The organism is Streptococcus suis (genome assembly GCF_902702775.1).
GTDB lineage: Bacteria > Bacillota > Bacilli > Lactobacillales > Streptococcaceae > Streptococcus > Streptococcus hashimotonensis.
Map to the genome: position 1 here is coordinate 1,918,232 of NZ_LR738724.1, position 19,078 is coordinate 1,937,309.

A 19,078-nucleotide genomic window follows, 5' to 3' on the forward strand; every position below is an offset into this window, starting at 1 on the left:
TTTCTGAAATTTTTCTTGCGTGTTTTCTACAAAAGACAATCAAACAAGCTTGTTTCACTCTCTTTTGCACAAAACCACGCATACTTTTTATTTTATCATATTTGACGGAAAATGTGGGGAATTGAGGAAGGAATTTGAGGGAAAATCTAACCTGCTATATAAACAACCGAACGAATCAAATACTCTTCAATCAAACGAAGAACACCCAGCTTTTCTGAGTGTTCTTTTGTGTATTCTATTTGAACAATCTCATATAGTCGCTCTTGCTTGCGACAAGATAGCGAACGTTTACGACCTTTTGTGCTTCATCAATGTTATAAATAGCTATATAATCCTTTTTGATTGGTAGTCCTCGCGTCAGCTGACCTGGGACTAGCTGTCCCTTTTTAGAGCGTTCATCTACGTTAAAACCCCGCTCTGGGAAAATTTCAAGGCTTCTAAGTCCTGCTATTAGCTCTTGGATTTTTTTGTCCGCAGCATCAGGGCTTTTTAGTTCTTCCCTAATGTAGCTGCGAATGTCAGCTAGTTCCTCATATATAGCTAGAGGTAGGTTTACTTGGTACTTATCCAAAGAGCTTGGTCTCCATTTCGTCCAATGATAGATAGTTGCCCGCATTCATTTCAGCTACATTTTTCATCACTTCTGCTTGCAGTTCGGCAAATAGTCGCTCTTTTTCCAGTTCTTCTTCACTTTTAAGCCCAATTTCTCCTGTTACTACAATATTTTTGAGAAACAGGTTGAGAGCTTGAGTCATGGTCATATTTTGACTTGCCAAGACCACTTTTGCTTCTTCTACAAGTGATTTTTCTGATTGAAAGTTAATCAATTTCTTTTTAGCTGTTAAGGCCATAAGATGGTACCTCTTTATATTTTTCTTTATTTTAATCTTTATATCTCAAAAAATCAATCCTTAACCCCAAACAACACACTTTTTCCGAAAAACTTAATCCTTTTGAATTGTTAACACGAATTGCATTCGCTCCACCTCCAACAGCCTAAAAACTCGGAAAAAAGAAAACGGGAAAACAAAAAAGCCTGAAAAACAGGCTCTTTCTGAATTGAACTCGAACGAAAATCCTAGTGAAAAAGATAGATTGCCTTGCGACGAGTCGCTGTGACAATCTCCTATTTTCATACGGATTTTTTGCGTTCTCGTATCTTGATTAACGACGGAGTCCGAGTGAGTGAATCAATTCACGGTAACGGTTTACGTCTGTGCGGCGTAGGTATGCCAACAAGTTACGACGGCGACCGATTTTTTTCATCAAACCACGGTAAGTTGCGTGGTCTTTTTTGTGTTGTTTGATGTGGTCGTTAAGGTGGTTGATTTCCCAAGTAAGTACTGCTACTTGTACTTCAACTGAACCTGTGTCGCCTTCATGACGAGCATATTGTGCCATGATTTCATTTTTTTTCTCTTTTGAGATTGCCATGATATGTTCTCCTTTGTTTTGAGCCTAATCCGAGTGACAGGTTGGCGACCTGCAACCAAGAAAAAGCTAGATTTGTCCTTTTGGACCTTAACCATTCTATCAAGGAATAGCTCTTTTGTCAACTGATTTAAGAAATAGCTGAGCTGCTCTGCTATTTTCAAAAAAAGCCAGCCGAAGCTGACTTTCTGCTTGTATATCACATTTACTCAGCCTTTTCTGCTTTTGGCAAGATAAGATTGAGGATAATACCTACAATGGCTGAGAGGGCTGTACCTGAAAGGGTAATAGCACCGATGTTGAGAACTGCACCACCAAGACCCAATACCAGCATTGAGCTTGCAATAATCAGGTTGCGGACTTGACCGAAATCAACACGGCTTTCAATCAAAACTTTCAAACCGTTTGAGGCGATAACACCGTAAAGTAAGATAGACATACCACCAAGAACGGCACTTGGAATAGTTGAGATAAGGGCTGTAAATTTACCCAAGAATGAGAAGGCAATGGCAATCAGGGCTGCGTTACGGATAACGGATACTGATGCGATGCGAGTCATACCGATAACCCCTGTATTTTCACCATAAGTCGTGTTAGCAGGTCCACCGATAAAGGCAGATACAGCAGTCGCTACACCATCTCCAATCAAGGTACGGCTGAGGCCTGGGTCTTTCAAGAACTGGCGGCCGCAGATTTGGCTGAGAACGGTGTGGTCACCGATATGCTCAGCTACTGTTACAACAGCAATTGGTAAGATAGCAATCATTTCTGGACCGAAGTAGAAATTGTACGACTTGAAGGCACCTGTTTCAAATGGTAGGTAGAAACCTGGTAATTCAAACCAAGCTGCTTCCAGAACAGGTGTGAAGTCAACCAAACCAAGACAGAGGGCAATCACGTAACCACCGATGATGGCAATCAAGAAAGGAACAATCTTGGCGAAGCCTTTCCCTTTGGTATTGACAAAAGCAGCAATCAAGAAGGTTGCAATCGCCACGACGACGTTTTTCCAGTCGCCGTCTGCGACGAAGCCTGCTGAAATCACGGCAGAGTTGGCAAGACCCAGACCGATGACGATAATCATTGGACCGATGACAATCGGTGGCAAGAGGCTGTCAATCCACTTAGTACCGATAACTTTGACAAGTGCAGCGATCAACACGTAAATCAAGCCGACGAAGAGAATACCAGTCTGAGCTGCCGACACATCACCACCCATTTCCTTGATAGCAAGGGCCATAGCTGATATATAGGCAAAGGAAGAACCTAGGTAAACCGGAACCTTAAACTGTGTCGCTACTTGGTAAATCAAGGTCCCGACACCTGATGCGAAGAGGGCAACCGATACGGGCATACCGAGAATCAGCGGCACCAAAATCGTCGCACCAAACATAGCAAACACGTGCTGGAAACTCAACAAAATCCCTTGAAGCGGTGCTGGTTTCTCATGGACATCAAACAAAAGATTGGCTTTTGTACTCATAAATCTCCCATTCTGGGTACACAAAAAGACCCAGACTTTCTAAATATACATAGTCATAGGCCCTTAATAATTTTTCCTGTTGTCTTTCTCACCTCACGGGATGAGTTTAAAAACCTACGCTTTTGGTATTGTAACATAAGCCCTTACTTTTGGCAAGAGATTTTTTTATTTTTTGTTCTCTTAGGAAAATGGCAGAGCGGGGATAAGAACTCCATTGCTTATTCAAGTTCATCTACCAGCTCTTTTTCCATCTGCTTCTGACGGTACTTATTCGCCCAAGAGAGAAGATTCGCCAGCAAGAAAATGAGACCTGTGATAGAAAGAAAGAATATCAAAATCACCACCCAAAAATGCCAATCCCAGATGCCAGTATAATGCTGTCCATAGGTCTGGTAGTTGGTCCAAGCCATTACAATCGTTGTCCCTGCAATCACCCCTCCTAAGTAAAGGTAAGCCTGCCAAGTAGTTCCTCTTTCCATATCAAGCCCCTTCCTCCAATAACCGTAAAAGAGATAGACTGAAACGACCAACATGGCAATCAGTTCAAAAACATAGGTATCAAACGGCCATTTTAATACCAGACTTTTGATGAGAAATGAGAGAGGCAAAAGAATATTCATTGTCCTGCCCACCCAGGCAAAGACTTGGTTTTCTTCTTGTTGAACACGTTCATCAGTCACAATTTTTTTCATCAGTTGGTTCCTCCCAAAATAATTGATCTAAACTTTTTCCTAAGCAGTGGCAAATCGATAGACAAAGACTTAGACTAGGATTGTATTTCCCTGCTTCAATCAGACCGATGGTCTGGCGGGTCACTCCAATAGCATCTGCCAGATCCCCTTGGGTCATATCTTTTTCCACACGCGCCAACTTTAACCGAAGATTTTTCATGCCATAGCCATCCTCCTGTGCATTTTTATAACCTTATTATACACTATATTTTCCAATTCGCAATATATAAATTGCATTTTGTTTGGTTTTTTTACAAAAAAAGAAGACAATATTGCCTTCGTAATATACGTACATATTCAGGTATTACTCTCCCTACTCCACACTCTTAATCCGTTTCTTAATCTTCTGACCAAACTCCATCATTCTCCGCTTTTCCTCCGGCCAGATTTTGGTCACGCGGTCAACAGCAATTATGAAGATGATTACCGCAGCATAGTCCTTGGCTTTTTCAATCAGACCAACACTTTCAGCAACTACTAAAAGTAGATAGAATGTGAATAAAATAGTTCGTTTGGGTAATGCCATCAAAAACTCAATCCCTGCCTTATAGCCCAGATAAATCTGCCGATTAAGCCCTTTAGCCTTTTCCAAACGACGATTGAGAAAGGCACGAATCCGCTTGTAAAACCAATCCGAAGTCAGAAAAAGTGATTGGGCACCAATTACAATCAAAGAAACATTATTGGCATGTTCTTCCTTAAGCCCAAGCGCTCTAGTCACAACGTAGGTCCAATCACCATTATCAATACAGATAAAAATAGTAAAGTAAACAACCGCTCCCGCTACTATAACAAGGGGAAGGGCACGGATATATTTCAACATATAATAACCTCTCTTGGACAAATCTTAGAACCTATATTCATAAACAAAGTGTCCTTATGCAAGAAATCGTTTTTGCTCATCAAGGCAATTTTTTGAAGGAATACTTGACTCTATCATCATTTAGTCTCACTTCATTGCTTCGACGAGTAAAAAGCTCCTGTGGCTGTTTTCGCCTACCACCTAATTGGTCAGGAATTTCCTTTCCTTATCTCCAACTTCAAACACTCCAATGGAAGCTATGAATTGTGAACACAGGTTCTTATATATATTGTAATATGTTATACCAAATACGGTCAAGCAGGGGCTAGAATTTCAGATACGACAACTGTACATCCTTAGCATTTTTTACTTACCCTAAAAAAAAGAAGAAGAACACAAATGGACCTTCTTCTCTTTTCATCTAAGTAAGCTAATAAAATAACTCTTATTTTTCCTCTTTTAACACCAGATTTAATACCAAGGCAGCCAAGGTCCCTGTTGAAATACCTGATGAGAAGACCATTTGAAGTGCTGATGGAAGATGGCTTAACAATTCTGGACGAACGGTCACTCCAATCCCAAGCGCAAAAGCAATAGAGATAATCAAGAGCTCACGGTCCCCAATTTTAACCGTTGCAAGTGTCTTAATCCCTTGGGCAGCAACCAAACCGAACATGATAATTCCAACACCACCAAGAACAGGCTGCGGCATGATGGAAATCAAGGCTGATAATTTGGGAAAGACACCAAGTAGGGTCAAGATAATACCTGCTAAAATCATGACATGACGACTGGCAACTTTTGTCAAAGTAATGAGGCCAACGTTTTGTGAGAAGGCTGTATTTGGACCAGCCCCAAAAATACCGGCAATTAAGGAACCAACTCCGTCTGCCAGAACACCATTTGCCGCCCGCTCAGAAGAAATCTTTTGATTTGAGGCTTCTCCAATGGCCATCATAATCCCCACCGTTCCAATCAAGGATACAACATAGGCCGGGATGAAGGCTAGAATAGAAGATAGGTCAAATTTTACACCGTAATGGAAAATTTTAGGAAGAGCAAACCAGGCTGCCTCTCCAACAGCAGACATGTCTACTTTTCCAAGCAGAATACAGAGGACATATCCAAAGACCATCCCAAAGAAGACTGACGCTGTTTTCAACATTCCTTTACCATAATGATTCAATGCCAGAGTAAAGACCAAGACGATAAAGGCAATACCGATATTTTCAACTGAAGCATAGTCTGAAGCGCCAGCTCCACCAGCTGCCCAGTCCATACTTACTGGCATGAGGGTAATACCGATGAGGGATACAACAGTCCCCGTAATCAATGGCGGAAAGAAGCGCATCAAGGGTTTGACAAAGCGACTGAGAGCAATCTCTACAAATGAACCAGCAATGGTTGCTCCTACAATACCAGCAATTCCCAACTGACTACCAACGCTGATTGCTGGATTGGCAAAGGTAAAGTCCGTCCCCATCATACCAGAGACACGTGAACCTACTGGTCCAACACCTTTAGATTGCAAAATGGTAGCAATACCAGCAACAAAGATAGAGGCTGATACCATAATAGAAGTATCTTCTACCGATAATCCCAAGGCACTTGCAACGACAAGAGGCACTGCGATGATTCCTGCAAAAGCTGCTAAAATATGCTGAAAAGCAAGCAAAACTGCCATCCCTTTTGGTGGTTGTTCATCAATTCCGTAAAGCATCTCCGAAGAATGTTCATTTGTTATTTTCTGAGACATGAGTTCTCCTTCTTTATTCCTAAATAATGGTATTAGTCTATCAGAAAACACAACCATTTTCAATACATTTCACTACTCAAAACACAAAACGTTCGTGTTTTTTAGATATTTTTGTCAATATATACAACATTTCAAATCAAAAATTCGTTTATTGTTTTGATTTTGGCAAAAAAATGCTATAATACACAAAAGTAGCAATTGGAGGAGAAGATAAACATGAAAGCTTTGGAAGCACGCATTTTAAAAGATGGTCAGGTATTAGGAGAAAACATCTTAAAAGTTGACTCATTCTTGACCCATCAGGTTGATTTTCGCTTGATGAAAGAAATGGGGCAGGTCTTGGCAGATGCCTATCGCTCTAAAGAAATTACCAAGGTTGTCACGATCGAAGCCTCGGGTATTGCACCAGCCGTCTATGTTGCAGAAAGCTTAGATGTGCCAATGATTTTTGCTAAAAAGCATAAAAATATTACTATGACCGAAGGCATTTTGACCGCAGAAGTCTATTCATTTACCAAGCAAGTCACCAGCACCGTTTCTATTGCAAGTAAGTTTTTGTCGCCTGAGGACCGTGTTCTAATCGTTGATGACTTTTTGGCCAATGGACAAGCAGCAAAAGGCTTGATTGACATTATCCTACAGGCCGGAGCTCAGGTAATTGGCGTTGGTATCATCATCGAGAAGTCCTTCCAAGACGGTCGCCAGCTCTTACTGGATGCAGGTGTCCCTGTTACTTCACTCGCCCGTATTGAAAAATTCCAAGATGGACAGGTTGTTTTTGCAGCTGCGGATATTTAAAAGGACTTGCTTCCAAATCGGGAGCAAGTCTCTTCTATTTTATCTATAATTCCACACCAAAGACTTCTAATTGCTTTAATTCGGCAGCAGTCAACCTGCGGTATTCCCCAAGCGCTAATTTTGGATCTAAGCGAAGAGGCCCCATGGTCAATCGTTGCAAGTCTGTCACCGTCTTTCCACAGGCCTGCACCATGCGTTTGACCTGGTGAAATTTCCCTTCTCGGATGGTGATGTCAACGAGTGAAGTCTGCTTAGCTTCATCTGTAGAGAGGATGGTCAACTGGGCTGGCTGACTGGTAAAGTCTTTCAGCTCAATTCCTGCCGCAAATCGTTCGACATCCTCTTGGGTCATAATCCCGTCAACCTGTGCACGGTAGAGTTTATCAACATGTTTTTTCGGAGAAAGCATGGCATGAGCCAGCTGACCGTTGTTGGTCAAGAGGAGCAAGCCATGGGTATCGATGTCCAGGCGCCCAACGGGAAAAACCTCCTTCTGGCGAGCTGTATCATCTAGCAGGTCCAAGACAGTCCGATGGCGGTCATCCTCGGTTGCTGAAATAACTCCCTTGGGTTTGTTCAATACATAATAAACAAAGGTCTCATGGCTCAAGACCTGGCCTGCTACTGCAATCTGGTCCGTCTTTTCGTCAATCTGTTGCTTTGGGGACGTCTCTACTTGGCCGTTGACTGTGACTTGCTTGTTTTTCAGGAGTTTCTTGACTTCTGTTCGACTGCCAACACCACAATCCACTAAAAATTTATCTAATCGCATACGAGTTTCTTTTCCATTTTGATATATTCTGCTTGCTTTTCTCTTTCTGTAAATCCAAGAGCATGAAAGAGGGTTTGAGCTGCTTGATGAAAGGTGGCAACTGTCAGTGTAATACTAGCTGGCTGAACATGTTCCACTATGTAATCTTCAATAGTCTGATAGAAAGCTCTGCCATTTCCCTGACCTGTCAAAGACGGTTTCATACCCAAACGAATGTCAACGGTCTCACCATCTTGGTCAATACAGAAATAGCCCATGAGGGCGGCATTGCGGATGACTGCAAAAAAGCGGTCCCCACGCGCCTCCGGTGAAATCATCTCAGCATAGATCTTGGGGTTTGCACTAATAGTATAGGCATCCAAAGGTGGTTGATAGCGCCATTGGTTAGCAATTTCCAATGCCAGATCCTGGGGCAGGGGCATGATGTAAAAATAATCCATTCTTCGGAAATTTTTTGCCAAATTTTTAATCCGACGGTTTTGGGTGGCGTAATTATCTGTCTGATAGACATAATCCGCATAGCCCAACTGATAGGAGGGAATCATGTCCTTAAAAATCAACTGGACATCCTCGGGAAAGCGAAGTATTAATTCATTTAAGCGGTTGTTTTCTAACATAAGAATATTATACCAAAAAGGAGCGGAAATCCGCTCCTATTTCTTCAGTTGTTTATAAATCAAGCCTGCGCTTATCAAGGCACAGCCGATGGCGTAGATACCAAAGGCTCCTGTTGGGGTTGGGTTGAGTTTTTCCAGATAGGTCGGCAAGATGGCAGATGTGGCACCGCCGATATTGCAGCCCATAAGGACGATTGTCATGACCGCATTGAGCAAGGCCTTAGGCGCTCGGTCTGTTACCTGACTAAAGACAATGGTTAGAATGATGCTGTAGAAAAATCCTGACACCATACCACCGAGTCCCAGCACCCAGAGATTATCCGCAAAGGCAATGCCGACAACCGCGAGTCCAAAGACCACGTAGGAAACAGCTAAAAGCCAGCCCTTCAAACGACCAACCAAGCTACTAAAGACCGTCCCTGCCACAATCCCCATGACCTGCATAAGACTGAGAATTAGACTGGCTTGCTGAGCAGTACCAATGCCCTTGGCTAAAACAATCTGAGGAATACGAATGGTCAGGAAGGTATTGACATTGATAACAAAGAAGGCTAAGAATGCCAGATAAATGCCCATCATCCACATGGTCTTGTCCAGTTTGACCTTGGGCGCGTTCTCCTCAACCTTTACCTCCATACGAGCCAACAATTCCTCCTTGGGAACAAAGAGAAGGAAGAGGGCCAAGATGACCAAGGCAAAAAGGTAGACCAAGAAGGCAGGTTGCCAACCAAACTGGGTCAACCAACCGACAAGGAGGGTAAGCCCTGCGCTTCCCAAAACCTCTGCTGAACCACGTAAGCCCATCATCTGCACCCGCTCCTGACCGGTGAAAAAATTACCGATGATATTAATAGCACGCGCATTGATCAAGCCAATCCCTAAACCAAGCAAGATACGAGCCAATAAAATCAGAGGATAAGCAGTTAGAAACATGGGCAAAGCTCCGCCGATGGCCATAAGCAAAAGCCCTGCAATGATAATGTTTCGTTCAGACAAGAAACGGACAACTAGACCGTTTGCCAATAGAGTAACCATAATAGCAAAAGAGGTTACCGTAATCAAATTTTCCACCTGAGCCGCTGCGATTCCCTGCTGGGCAAAATGCTCAATCATCTGCGGAATAGCTGGTGAAACTGCAAATGTCGAAACCAGCATGGTGGATAGGGCCAGCAAACTGGCTTTTTCTAAAATTCTTTTCATTTTTCTCCCTTTCAACGTTCGTCTTTTACTAGTATAACAGATTTGAAAGCGAATGGATAGAAAAGTCCGACTTTTATTCTCTCCCATTTCATGCTATACTTATCTTAACTATATCCAAAGGAGAGAATTATGTCTGTTATTGAACGATTGACAAAAGCTGCCCATTTGATTGACATGGATGACATCATCCGTGAAGGGCATCCAACCCTACGCCAAGTTGCAGAGGAAGTCCAATTTCCACTTTCTGATCAAGAAGTGATTTTAGGTGAAAAAATGATGCAATTCCTCAAACATTCTCAGGATCCTGTCATGGCTGAAAAAATGAAACTCCGTGGCGGAGTTGGTCTTGCAGCTCCCCAATTGGATGTTTCTAAACGCATCATCGCTGTTTTAGTACCAAACCCAGAGGACGAGGAAGGAAATCCACCTGCTCAAGCCTACTCTCTAAAAGAAGTATTGTACAATCCTAAAATCGTGGCTCATTCTGTCCAAGAAGCGGCTATGGAAGGAGGCGAAGGCTGCCTATCTGTTGACCGCGAAGTCCAAGGCTACGTAGTCCGCCACGCGCGCGTGACTGTTGATTACATGGATAAAAATGGAGAAAAGCACCGCATCAAACTCAAAGGATTTAATGCCATCGTGGTCCAACACGAAATCGACCACCTCAACGGTGTCATGTTCTACGACCGCATTGACCCAGAACACCCATTTGCCGTTAAAGAAGGCATGCTAGTGATTGAATAAAGATAAGAAACTGACTGAATTTCAGCCAGTTTTTCTTTTTTTATATACATAGCAGAGCTAACTGCCTAAAAATTTCCTGCCCATCCAAAATCAGATCTTGAAAGAGGAGGTAGTCCAGCAGAGCCAGCAAAACAGTTAGTAGGATGAAAACGACTAAGCGATTTGAAAACCGAACTTGCAAGAGATGATTGAGACTAACTAGCACAATTTCCAATACCAGCAAGCCAAGCACCATCCACAAGAGATAAGGAGCATTTGGAAGGAACCAAGCCCAGAGTTCTTGTCCCCTCAGGAGTTCTAGAAAAATCCCCCTCTCCGAACGGGAAAGCAAGATAAGACCATCTTCCAGATAACCAATTCCTCCGACCAGACTATTGACCATGAAAAGACTGACTAGAAAGATCACCGTAAACCCAAGAGCCTGACCCAGACCCAGTAGCCACTTGGTGAGCAGGACCTGGCGCAAATTCACAGGCTGAGTCTGATAGAGACGCCAGTTTTTCCCTGCAACCTCCACCGCCTTACCCCGACTGCCAATCCAAACCGCCAGCAAGATCACCAACAAATAGGCCGGACCATCAAAGAGAGAGCGCAGACTTCCAATACCTGACAGATCTCTGGAGCGGTCCCAAGAGGGATCGTCTACTGGAACCAAGGTATCATTGGTATCAAAACGATTTTCCAAGCTGGTCAAAATAACATCCTTGCCCCGCTTTGTTGCAGGCACCCCAGCCTCCATCAGCTGCTGCCAGTAATACTGACTGACCTGATTACGGGTCTGGTAACGGCGAAGATTATCCACCGTCTGGCTGGCCCCAATATCACCATTGGCAAAAGCCTTCTCCTCTCTAGCCCATAGATAGACCTGCTCTGCCTCCAGCATAGCAAGATGACTAGCGGGCAGAGCCTTGGGAGTGTCCTGATATACCTGCCATTGCTTGACATAGAGTTCCTTATAGACACGGTATTCTTGCAAGAGACCAACCCTCAACTCCAACTCCTCCTGATAGCTCGCATCCTCTTTGACCAACTGCCTCAGACGGTTAATTTCCGACTGTAAATTCTCCACATAGGCCCCATCCTGCTCATAGGACTGGGCAACCAACTCCATCAAAACCCTCTCCTCCTGGGCAACCTCTTGCTTTTGTAAGCCCGTCAGTAGGGAAAATAGCAGAGCTAGGAGCAAGTTTCCTAAGACGAGCCCTTTCCAAGAATTGAGCCGACTAAGGATGAGAACATCAAAAGACCAAACCTTGTCTAAAGGACCTGTGTCTAACTCCTTCTGATGCCCCACGGTCAGGACCAGCCTTTTCCTCTCTGTCAGCAGATAATAAGCCACAAAAAGTCCAATGGTCAGCAGGAGCAAGACATCCACCTGTATAAAGACCTGTGAAAATGCAGCTGTGTCTAAAAAACTCGGAAAGGCAAGCAAGGGCAGAATTTGACCTAACCAACCAGCTACTGCACCTGCCTGATAGGAAAGGCCCAGAGCTAACAGTAAACCCGTCACCACAAAAGTTAGCCGACTGGCTAACAAGTGGTCCAAAAATCCAAAAAGTAGGCGAACAGCTAGAAGCAAGATAAGCCAAAAACCAAGCAAGATAAGTTCGTAAAGCCAAGAGCCTATCAACTGCCTCTGACCCAAAATCTCAACAGGGGCTTGAAAACTAGATACAGCCAACTGACCTGTCAGCCCATCATAGACCAGGATAAAAAGTAAACCTATCCCCACAGCCAGCAAAAGCGAAAGCAAGGAAGCAACCAAACGCCTCATCCCCTGCAAACTCAGACTATCCCATTGCCGCAACTGCCAAATTTGATGCGCAAGTGTCTTTTCTGCCAGCTGATTAGCGAGTAGAAAACCAAGCACTAAAAATACAGGAAGAAAACCAAACAAACTTTCTAAGTAGGCTTGAACAATACGCCCTGTTGACCAAGCCTTGTTTTCAGGACCATCAGGCAATTGGTAGGCAAGCAACCAGTCATTCCATCTGGCCAAACGTTCGACTTCACTAAGCGTCAAGGATTGCCGCGTTTGGAAAAGCTGCCGATTGCGACTGATAAAATAGTCCAAATCCTGATACATGAGTTTGCGGTAGTTGGGGATAGCTTCAAACTTCCCCTCATCTAAGGCCTGACCGACACTTTCTATATCGGATTTCAAGCCCACCATCCGCGGTGCTTCTTCTGACTCCTCCTCAATTTTTATATCTGCTAAGACACTAGCCAATTCACTCAGTTCTTCTTTATAGGTTTCCACATAGGTCGCTTGGTGGACTTGCCTTTGCGAGATGGGAAGGTAGGCCAGACCTAAAAAACCCAGCACGAGCAAGCAGTAGAGAGGCGACCAGAGGATTTTCTTGATTTCAAAGTTCAGCCTCATATCCCCTCACCACCTTCCTCCACGTAGAGATCACGATAGAGAGATTCCATATAGTCACTGGCTTTTGTAAGGCCAGCCACCTGCTGGATTGGAATACGATCCAAACAATCCAATAAATCTCGCTCGGGTAAGAAGATTTCCACCAGACCCTGCTCTGCCTTTTTCCACAAGAGTTGAGGATAATCCCGTAAAAATTCCTGAACCTCCTTGGAGTTTTCCACAGCAAGATGGTAATCATAATCCGCCGTCAACTCCACTTCTGTGGCAATCAACTTGCTGGCCTTGAGGAAATAAACCTGATTGGTCAGCTTCTCAATCTCCGACAAATGGTGGGAAGACAGCAAAATCGCAACACCTTCTGCCCGTAAGTTCAGAAGAAATTCCCGCTGCTGGATGATATTGGTTGGGTCCAAGCCGATATGGGGTTCATCCAGCAACAAGAGCTTGGGCTTGGGAAGGATAGCCATGGCAAAGAGCAACTTCTGCTTCATACCCATGGAATAACCAGCCACTCGCTTTTTGACATAGTAGCCCATCCCCAATTCTTCCACTAACGCATCCACTTCCTTTTTCCCCAGCTTGTGAGTAGCAGCCACATAGGTCAGATGGTCATAACCCGTCAACTGTGGATAAAGGGCTTGGACATCCAACATGACCGACATATCCTGAAAAATCGCTCGGTCACTATTGGGCCGGCCATTGATGGTTACCGACCCACGGTCAGCGGTTTCTGTATTGCTGATGATATTTAGGAGGGTGGATTTTCCCACACCATTGGGACCAACTAGGGCAACCAAGTCCCCAGCTTGCAACTCAAAGGACACATAGGACAAGACCTGATGGGCACCGTATCGCTTGCAGATATCGACTACTTTCAGCATAGAAACTCCTTTCTTGGGGAAATGGCAGAGCGGAACAACAGCCTTTCATCAGCTTACTATTGGCTAGACTACTTCTTGAAAGCCTTATACAGCAAATAAAGCCCTACAAGAAAGCCTAGACTAGCAGCAGGTTTTAAAAATAGCACATGAATAAATGAATTTAGCCAGAGCCAAATCTCTCTATCTACAATCTGAATCGGGTCCATATGAAACAATAGGACACTACACGAAAGAACAATGACACTACTTAAAAATAAAGTACTTTTATCAATCTGTTTCATTAGGTTACTCCTTTTATCAGCCTATTTTCTATATATAAAAAACAATATTTCTACATTATTATGATATACTATTTTTATAAAGTTTATTTATTTTGTTGCATATTTTCACAGTTTTTTGTAAGGAGTAGATTATGCGGTGGGATTACGGAAGTGTGTACAAGAGCATTCGGAAAAGTAAACTTTTGAGTCAGGAGCAGATTTGTGGGGATTATATCAATCGAACGACCTTGGTTCGTTTCGAGAAAAATCAAACCATTCCTAGCTACGAACTCATGCGCTTCTTGCTCAAGCAAGTAGATATGACCTTCGAGGAATTTGAATACCTCTGTAACTACTACCAGCCCAGCCAACGCCAACAATTGCTCTATGATATAGATAATCTCAGAAATCCGACCACGAAGACCATGGAGGATTTGATAAACCGTTGCCACGACCACTTGAAAAAAGAACCCAATGATGGTCCTATCCGTCGAAAATGCCAACTTTTAGAAACAGTAGTAGCCGTTCGAAACAGTACTTCTTTCAATCAACTTTCCGAAGAAGCTGAAACCCTTTCAAAACTTCTGTGGTCAGAGCTAGAACGATATGACAACTGGTACCATAACGATATTATCTTGGTCGGCACTCTTCTGTCTAAGATTTCTTCACTTGATAGCCTTGAAGAAACTGCCAATCTTCTTCTAAAACGATTAGAAAAATACAAGGATTACAAGCGAATCCAGCCCACCATACTATCTTTCTACCAACAACTATCCCTTTTTACCCTTGAACAAAAACAGTACAGCAAGTCTACTTTTTTTGCCACCAAACTCATGGAACTAGCCAAGCAAGAAAAACGCTATGACCAACTAGCCCGTGCCTATGTCTACCTAGGCATAGCCCAAAACAAGCAGGAACTGATTGACAAAGGACTACAAATCTTGGAATTGACGGACGAGCAAGCACTTCTCGACAACCTCCAATTTCTTATCAAACAACACCAAACTGACTGAAATCTTCAGTCAGTTTTTTTGTGGTACTAAAAAACGACCCTTTCGGATCGTTCTCAATTATAGTCTTTCAGTTTGCTTTTAGTACTAGCTCTAACTATCTGGGAGATAGTTAGAGGTTGGAAATAAAGCGAACAAAGTTCGCATCAACAGCCGCAGGCATAACTCAATGCTTTCTTGTTTCTAGGCATTGACTTGAAACAGTCCCCCAGACTGTTTCAATCAGGCAAGGTGAGTTCAAATAATGATGAAATTATTTGAAGTTGGAAATAGGGAAACGGAGTTTCCTCGTTCGTCGACGTAATAAAAGATAAACTGAATGACTATATCTTAGTAATATTCCCCTTGTCTATAGTCCCAAGAGTTGAAATGGTCAGACAAGTGCATCATAATTTTATCGATGTCCAGACCCTTACGGATGACAACTGGGCATGGGCTGATAGAACGGCTATCTGCACCTTGTTCTGGAATCAGTTTACCATCTTTGTCTACCATAGACACCATAACCCCTTGCTCATAGCGGGTTTCAATGGTCTTGTCTGGCTGGATAGAGGCCACGTAGTCATCCGCCTCGATAATCAAATCTACCTTAGACGCGATACGCTCACCGATACCTTCTACCTTACCACGATTTCCTTTACCTGATGGGTTAGCAGATGAAGCGTAGACCATACGGCCTTCTTTTTCCCACATTTCCTTAGCAATCTGCTCGCCAGCCACACCAAACTTGATAACAAAGCAAGAAGTACCACGAACGTCGGTCATCAACTCTTCACGACCATCGCCATAAGCCTGCAACTTGGCATAAGCCTCTGGTTTCCAAGGCAGGATACAACCCAACAAAATGTCCTCATCCCAATGTTTTTGGTAGAAGGCATCAATCTCAGGAGTCAACTGAGCCAACTCACGCAGCTCCTCCATGCTACCACAAAGGACCACGCCCGGCTTATTACGCTTGCGCTCTTTAGCGTCAAACTTACGCTCCAAGCCAGCCTTGTCAGCAGTCATGATGATGTAGCCAACCTTAGTCGGGCAGACAATCACGCCCCCCTCACCCTTGATAATGTCAAGACCTTCTTGTGAAAGTGTGCCATCCCAGTGAATTTGTTTCGTCATAATCATTTCCTCTTTTCTTTTGTTTCATAGCAGAGCGACCTGCTTGTTTTCTAATATATTTAGTTTTGCCAGTAGCTTGGACGGTCCCCCTCATACTCAGCAATCAAATCCTGATACTGTAATGTAATACCAATATCATCTAAGCCATTGAGCAACTTGTGTTTCCAGTCCTGTTCGATGTCAAATGGGAATTCCCCAAAAGGCGTCCGTATCAACTGGTCGGCCAAGTCAACTGTGATTTCTTGGTCAGGAGCCAGCTGAGCCAGTTGGTCCCTGACTTCCTTGAGCTGGATAATGGGCAGAATCCCATTGTTCAAGTCATTGTTGTAATGAATATCCCCGAAGGAGCCTGCAATGATGACCTTGAAGCCATAATCTGCCAGAGCCCAAGCAGCGTGTTCCCTAGAAGAACCTGCTCCGAAGTTATCCCCAGATATGAGGATACTAGCTCCTTGATACTCAGGCTGATTGAGAATGAAATCAGGATTATCCGTGTAGTCATCATCCAAGTACCGCCAGGCATAGAGCAGATACTTGCCAAAGCCTTTTTTGTCAATCAGCTTGAGAAACTGCTTGGGCAGGAGCTGGTCAGTATCAATATTATCATTCATGAGCGGAACGGTCGTTCCTGTCCATGTGGTAAATTGGTGCATTAAACTCCCTCCTTGAGAATGTCTAGCTGTCTAGTGTCGACAAAACGTCCATAAAGCGCAGCTGCGGCAGCCATAGCAGGACTGCACAAGTGGGTCTTGGCCCCAAAGCCCTGGCGGTCTTCAAAGTTTCGATTACTTGTGGAGGCACAATGCACACCTGCAGGCACCTTGTCTGGATTCATACCCAGACACATGGAGCAACCTGGATCTCGCCACTCAAAACCAGCCTCCATGAAAATCTTGTCTAGACCAAGCTTTTCTGCAGCCCGCTTGACAGGGCGACTGCCTGGTACGACAATAGCCGTGACCTGCTCTGCTATTTTCCGCCCCTTAACAATCCTAGCTGCCAGCTGCAAATCGCTGAGGCGAGCATTGGTACAAGAGCCTAGGAAGACATAGCCAACGGGAATGTCCGCAGCCTTTTGCCCAGGAGCTAAGTTCATGTAAGCATAGGCCCGCTCGTCGTTGTGGTCACGGATGGCTGGGAAGGTTTCATCGAAACTAACCCCCATAGCAGGCGTCGTTCCCCAAGTGACCATCGGTGCCAAGTCTGACACATCAAGGACTAGGTGCTTGTCATAAACCGTGTCCGCATCCGAGTAGAGCTCCTTCCAGTCTGTCACCGCCGCCTCAAAGTCCGCTGGTGCACACTCACGACCTCGCAGGTAGTCAAAAGTGGTCTGGTCTGGAGCCATAATGCCCATCTTAGAACCGAACTCAATGGACATATTGCAAATGGTCATCCGCTCTTCCATGCTGAGTCGGTCGATGACTGGACCTGCAAATTCAACCACGTGACCCAAACCACAATCCACGCCGTAGCGGGCAATCAGAGCCAGTATAAAGTCCTTGGCATAGATACCTGCTTGGGCCTGACCGACAAACTCCACTAGGAGTCGCTTAGGTTTGACCTGCCAGATTGTTTGGGTAGCGAGAACGTGCTCCACTTCAGAAGTACCAATCCCAAAGGCAATGGCTCCAAATGCTCCGTGAGTCGCCGTATGACTATCCCCGCAGACAATAAACTTACCTGGCTGGGTCCTGCCTGTTTCTGGTCCAACCATGTGGACAATCCCCTGATGTTCCGAACCGTGGGCTGCGTGGGGAATGCCGAAATCTTCTATATTCTTCGCCAAAGCATCCATCTGAGCCTTGGAAATGACATCACGGATATTGTGAATATCAACGGTTGGCACGTTGTGGTCAAAAGTCGCAAAGGTCAAGTCTGGGCGCCGAACAGGTCGCCCTGTATCCCTCAATCCTTGAAAGGCCTGGGGACTGGTCACCTCGTGGACATAATGCTGATCGACATAGAGGAGCTGGGGCTGACCTTCCTGCCCTGTAATCACATGGCGATCCCAGAGCTTATCGAAAATGGATTTGCCACTCATGGTGACCTCCTTTCAAGCTGTTCAATAATGGCCGCTGTCATTTCTTTGGTAGAGGCGGTCCCACCTAGGTCTTTAGTGAAAATCCCCTGCGCAAAGACTTCTTCAACTGCCTGGCGAATGGTCTGACCTGCTTGGACCAAATCAAAACTTTCTTCCAGCATCATGGCAACAGATAGAATCATGCTGACAGGATTGGCAATGCCCTGACCTGCAATATCTGGTGCCGAACCATGGATAGGTTCGTAGAGACTGGGACCTGCCACCGCATGACTAGCAGAAGGCAGAACCCCTAGCGTTCCTGTTAATACGCTGGCCTCATCCGACAAAATATCTCCGAAAAGATTTTCCGTCACCAAGACGTCAAATCGACTAGGATTGGTAATCAAAAGTATGGCTGCGCTATCCACCAACTGATGCTCCAAGGTCACATCTGGGTAGTCCTTAGCCACCTCATCCGCTACCTTCCGCCACAATTTTGACGTCGCCAGTACATTTTGCTTATCAATGCTGGTGACTTTTTTTCGTCTTTTTTGGGCTAGGTCAAAGGCAGAGCGGACAACTCGTTCGATTTCCTCAGCCTGATAGGTATTGCTATCGCTGGCTTGGTCTGTCTCCAGAATATGCTCTCCAAAATAAATCCCACCTGTCAACTCTCGTACCATGACCAAATCCACACCATCCAGCCGGTCGACTTTCAGAGGAGAATAGTCTTTCAGGCTATCAAAAATTTTGACCGGACGGATATTGGCAAAGAGACCCAATTCCTTCCGAAGTTGAAGCAGACCTTGTTCTGGTCGAACAGCTGCATTATCATATTGAGGACTACCGATAGCTGCTAACAAAATCGCATCCGCCTGACAGCAGGCTTGTAAGGTAGCATCTGGTAGAGGATGGCCAGCCGCATCAATCCCAGCGCCACCAAAAGCTCTCTCCTCAATCTCATAATCAAATCCTACTTGCCCAGCAACAGCCTCGAGGACTGCTAGTCCAGCCTCCATGATTTCAGGACCGATTCCATCACCAGCCAAGGCTACAATTTTTTTCGTCATA

21 protein-coding genes are annotated in these 19,078 nt (G+C 44.5%); 3 read left to right on the top strand and 18 right to left on the bottom strand.

What is annotated here, in order from left to right:
* Positions 1 to 235 precede the first annotated feature (235 nt).
* From GPW69_RS09280 to GPW69_RS09315, 8 genes are all read right to left on the bottom strand, one after another.
* Positions 236 to 571, bottom strand: a complete 336-nt coding sequence (locus GPW69_RS09280; protein WP_171841470.1) for a type II toxin-antitoxin system RelE/ParE family toxin — start codon at positions 569 to 571, stop codon at positions 236 to 238.
* A complete protein-coding gene (relB, locus tag GPW69_RS09285; RefSeq protein ID WP_074391634.1) occupies positions 564 to 851 on the bottom strand; it encodes a type II toxin-antitoxin system RelB/ParD family antitoxin in 288 nt (95 codons plus the stop codon). Before relB ends, GPW69_RS09280 begins: the two co-directional genes overlap by 8 nt.
* A gap of 313 nt (positions 852 to 1,164) precedes the next feature.
* Positions 1,165 to 1,434: a 30S ribosomal protein S15 gene (rpsO, locus tag GPW69_RS09290; protein ID WP_002938849.1), complete on the bottom strand. Its 270-nt coding sequence runs from the start codon at positions 1,432 to 1,434 to the stop codon at positions 1,165 to 1,167.
* A 202-nt stretch (positions 1,435 to 1,636) separates the two neighbouring features.
* Positions 1,637 to 2,914, bottom strand: coding sequence for a uracil-xanthine permease family protein (locus tag GPW69_RS09295; protein ID WP_074391633.1), 1,278 nt, complete (start codon positions 2,912 to 2,914; stop codon positions 1,637 to 1,639).
* Between the two features lie 218 nt (positions 2,915 to 3,132).
* Positions 3,133 to 3,606: a DUF6773 family protein gene (locus GPW69_RS09300; protein WP_074391632.1), complete on the bottom strand. Its 474-nt coding sequence runs from the start codon at positions 3,604 to 3,606 to the stop codon at positions 3,133 to 3,135.
* Complete coding sequence (locus GPW69_RS09305; RefSeq protein ID WP_074391631.1) at positions 3,587 to 3,805, bottom strand: helix-turn-helix transcriptional regulator; 219 nt, start codon at positions 3,803 to 3,805, stop codon at positions 3,587 to 3,589. The genes GPW69_RS09300 and GPW69_RS09305 overlap by 20 nt, the downstream gene beginning before the upstream one ends.
* A gap of 153 nt (positions 3,806 to 3,958) precedes the next feature.
* On the bottom strand, positions 3,959 to 4,468 hold the full coding sequence (locus GPW69_RS09310) for a hypothetical protein (protein ID WP_044758680.1): 510 nt from the start codon (positions 4,466 to 4,468) through the stop codon (positions 3,959 to 3,961).
* Positions 4,469 to 4,892: 424 nt separating this feature from the next.
* Positions 4,893 to 6,203, bottom strand: coding sequence for a nucleobase:cation symporter-2 family protein (locus GPW69_RS09315; protein ID WP_044673283.1), 1,311 nt, complete (start codon positions 6,201 to 6,203; stop codon positions 4,893 to 4,895).
* A 216-nt stretch (positions 6,204 to 6,419) separates the two neighbouring features.
* On the opposite strand from GPW69_RS09315, the gene GPW69_RS09320 reads away from it, so the two are divergent.
* A complete protein-coding gene (locus GPW69_RS09320; protein WP_044673286.1) occupies positions 6,420 to 7,001 on the top strand; it encodes a xanthine phosphoribosyltransferase in 582 nt (193 codons plus the stop codon).
* 43 nt (positions 7,002 to 7,044) lie between these two features.
* Here GPW69_RS09320 and GPW69_RS09325 read toward each other — a convergent pair whose 3' ends face one another.
* The 3 genes from GPW69_RS09325 to GPW69_RS09340 are packed head-to-tail and all read right to left on the bottom strand — an operon-like array spanning position 7,045 to position 9,590.
* Positions 7,045 to 7,773 (bottom strand): pseudouridine synthase, encoded by a 729-nt coding sequence (locus GPW69_RS09325; protein ID WP_029171083.1) that lies wholly within the window; start codon positions 7,771 to 7,773, stop codon positions 7,045 to 7,047.
* Positions 7,764 to 8,390: a GNAT family N-acetyltransferase gene (locus GPW69_RS09330; RefSeq protein WP_232051799.1), complete on the bottom strand. Its 627-nt coding sequence runs from the start codon at positions 8,388 to 8,390 to the stop codon at positions 7,764 to 7,766. The genes GPW69_RS09325 and GPW69_RS09330 overlap by 10 nt, the downstream gene beginning before the upstream one ends.
* 36 nt (positions 8,391 to 8,426) lie before the next feature.
* Positions 8,427 to 9,590 (bottom strand): MFS transporter, encoded by a 1,164-nt coding sequence (locus GPW69_RS09340; protein WP_009910852.1) that lies wholly within the window; start codon positions 9,588 to 9,590, stop codon positions 8,427 to 8,429.
* Between the two features lie 129 nt (positions 9,591 to 9,719).
* On the opposite strand from GPW69_RS09340, the gene def reads away from it, so the two are divergent.
* A complete protein-coding gene (gene def / locus GPW69_RS09345; RefSeq protein ID WP_074391630.1) occupies positions 9,720 to 10,334 on the top strand; it encodes a peptide deformylase in 615 nt (204 codons plus the stop codon).
* A 40-nt stretch (positions 10,335 to 10,374) separates the two neighbouring features.
* On the opposite strand, the gene GPW69_RS09350 is transcribed toward def, so the two are convergent.
* From GPW69_RS09350 to GPW69_RS09360, 3 genes are all read right to left on the bottom strand, one after another.
* Positions 10,375 to 12,717, bottom strand: coding sequence for a hypothetical protein (locus GPW69_RS09350; protein ID WP_074391629.1), 2,343 nt, complete (start codon positions 12,715 to 12,717; stop codon positions 10,375 to 10,377).
* Positions 12,714 to 13,598 carry an ABC transporter ATP-binding protein gene (locus tag GPW69_RS09355; RefSeq protein WP_074391628.1) on the bottom strand — a complete coding sequence of 295 codons (885 nt, stop codon included), beginning with the start codon at positions 13,596 to 13,598 and terminating at the stop codon, positions 12,714 to 12,716. The genes GPW69_RS09350 and GPW69_RS09355 overlap by 4 nt, the downstream gene beginning before the upstream one ends.
* Before the next feature lie 68 nt (positions 13,599 to 13,666).
* On the bottom strand, positions 13,667 to 13,879 hold the full coding sequence (locus GPW69_RS09360; protein WP_074391627.1) for a hypothetical protein: 213 nt from the start codon (positions 13,877 to 13,879) through the stop codon (positions 13,667 to 13,669).
* Between the two features lie 131 nt (positions 13,880 to 14,010).
* Here GPW69_RS09360 and GPW69_RS09365 point away from each other — a divergent pair, with 131 nt between their 5' ends.
* Positions 14,011 to 14,871 carry a helix-turn-helix domain-containing protein gene (locus tag GPW69_RS09365; protein WP_074391626.1) on the top strand — a complete coding sequence of 287 codons (861 nt, stop codon included), beginning with the start codon at positions 14,011 to 14,013 and terminating at the stop codon, positions 14,869 to 14,871.
* A 327-nt stretch (positions 14,872 to 15,198) separates the two neighbouring features.
* On the opposite strand, the gene GPW69_RS09370 is transcribed toward GPW69_RS09365, so the two are convergent.
* Genes GPW69_RS09370 through leuB form a run of 4 tightly spaced genes read right to left on the bottom strand, consistent with a single transcriptional unit; the run spans position 15,199 to position 19,077 of the window.
* On the bottom strand, positions 15,199 to 15,984 hold the full coding sequence (locus GPW69_RS09370) for an L-threonylcarbamoyladenylate synthase (RefSeq protein WP_024384157.1): 786 nt from the start codon (positions 15,982 to 15,984) through the stop codon (positions 15,199 to 15,201).
* Positions 15,985 to 16,043: 59 nt separating this feature from the next.
* Positions 16,044 to 16,637, bottom strand: a complete 594-nt coding sequence (gene leuD / locus GPW69_RS09375; RefSeq protein WP_074391625.1) for a 3-isopropylmalate dehydratase small subunit — start codon at positions 16,635 to 16,637, stop codon at positions 16,044 to 16,046.
* A complete protein-coding gene (gene leuC / locus GPW69_RS09380) occupies positions 16,637 to 18,028 on the bottom strand; it encodes a 3-isopropylmalate dehydratase large subunit (protein WP_074391624.1) in 1,392 nt (463 codons plus the stop codon). Before leuC ends, leuD begins: the two co-directional genes overlap by 1 nt.
* Positions 18,025 to 19,077, bottom strand: a complete 1,053-nt coding sequence (gene leuB, locus GPW69_RS09385; RefSeq protein WP_074391623.1) for a 3-isopropylmalate dehydrogenase — start codon at positions 19,075 to 19,077, stop codon at positions 18,025 to 18,027. The genes leuC and leuB overlap by 4 nt, the downstream gene beginning before the upstream one ends.
* Between the last annotated feature and the right edge of the window lies 1 nt (position 19,078).

Coding starts and splice junctions, on each gene's coding strand:
- GPW69_RS09310 (WP_044758680.1), bottom strand. CDS start 4,468: ATGTTGAAATATATCCGTGCCCTTCCCCTTGTTATAGTAGCGGGAGCG.
- GPW69_RS09320 (WP_044673286.1), top strand. CDS start 6,420: ATGAAAGCTTTGGAAGCACGCATTTTAAAAGATGGTCAGGTATTAGGA.
- leuB (WP_074391623.1), bottom strand. CDS start 19,077: ATGACGAAAAAAATTGTAGCCTTGGCTGGTGATGGAATCGGTCCTGAA.
- GPW69_RS09340 (WP_009910852.1), bottom strand. CDS start 9,590: ATGAAAAGAATTTTAGAAAAAGCCAGTTTGCTGGCCCTATCCACCATG.
- relB (WP_074391634.1), bottom strand. CDS start 851: ATGGCCTTAACAGCTAAAAAGAAATTGATTAACTTTCAATCAGAAAAA.
- rpsO (WP_002938849.1), bottom strand. CDS start 1,434: ATGGCAATCTCAAAAGAGAAAAAAAATGAAATCATGGCACAATATGCT.
- GPW69_RS09300 (WP_074391632.1), bottom strand. CDS start 3,606: ATGAAAAAAATTGTGACTGATGAACGTGTTCAACAAGAAGAAAACCAA.
- GPW69_RS09350 (WP_074391629.1), bottom strand. CDS start 12,717: ATGAGGCTGAACTTTGAAATCAAGAAAATCCTCTGGTCGCCTCTCTAC.
- leuC (WP_074391624.1), bottom strand. CDS start 18,028: ATGAGTGGCAAATCCATTTTCGATAAGCTCTGGGATCGCCATGTGATT.
- GPW69_RS09305 (WP_074391631.1), bottom strand. CDS start 3,805: ATGAAAAATCTTCGGTTAAAGTTGGCGCGTGTGGAAAAAGATATGACC.
- def (WP_074391630.1), top strand. CDS start 9,720: ATGTCTGTTATTGAACGATTGACAAAAGCTGCCCATTTGATTGACATG.
- leuD (WP_074391625.1), bottom strand. CDS start 16,637: ATGCACCAATTTACCACATGGACAGGAACGACCGTTCCGCTCATGAAT.
- GPW69_RS09365 (WP_074391626.1), top strand. CDS start 14,011: ATGCGGTGGGATTACGGAAGTGTGTACAAGAGCATTCGGAAAAGTAAA.
- GPW69_RS09370 (WP_024384157.1), bottom strand. CDS start 15,984: ATGACGAAACAAATTCACTGGGATGGCACACTTTCACAAGAAGGTCTT.
- GPW69_RS09325 (WP_029171083.1), bottom strand. CDS start 7,773: ATGCGATTAGATAAATTTTTAGTGGATTGTGGTGTTGGCAGTCGAACA.
- GPW69_RS09330 (WP_232051799.1), bottom strand. CDS start 8,390: ATGTTAGAAAACAACCGCTTAAATGAATTAATACTTCGCTTTCCCGAG.
- GPW69_RS09295 (WP_074391633.1), bottom strand. CDS start 2,914: ATGAGTACAAAAGCCAATCTTTTGTTTGATGTCCATGAGAAACCAGCA.
- GPW69_RS09360 (WP_074391627.1), bottom strand. CDS start 13,879: ATGAAACAGATTGATAAAAGTACTTTATTTTTAAGTAGTGTCATTGTT.
- GPW69_RS09315 (WP_044673283.1), bottom strand. CDS start 6,203: ATGTCTCAGAAAATAACAAATGAACATTCTTCGGAGATGCTTTACGGA.
- GPW69_RS09355 (WP_074391628.1), bottom strand. CDS start 13,598: ATGCTGAAAGTAGTCGATATCTGCAAGCGATACGGTGCCCATCAGGTC.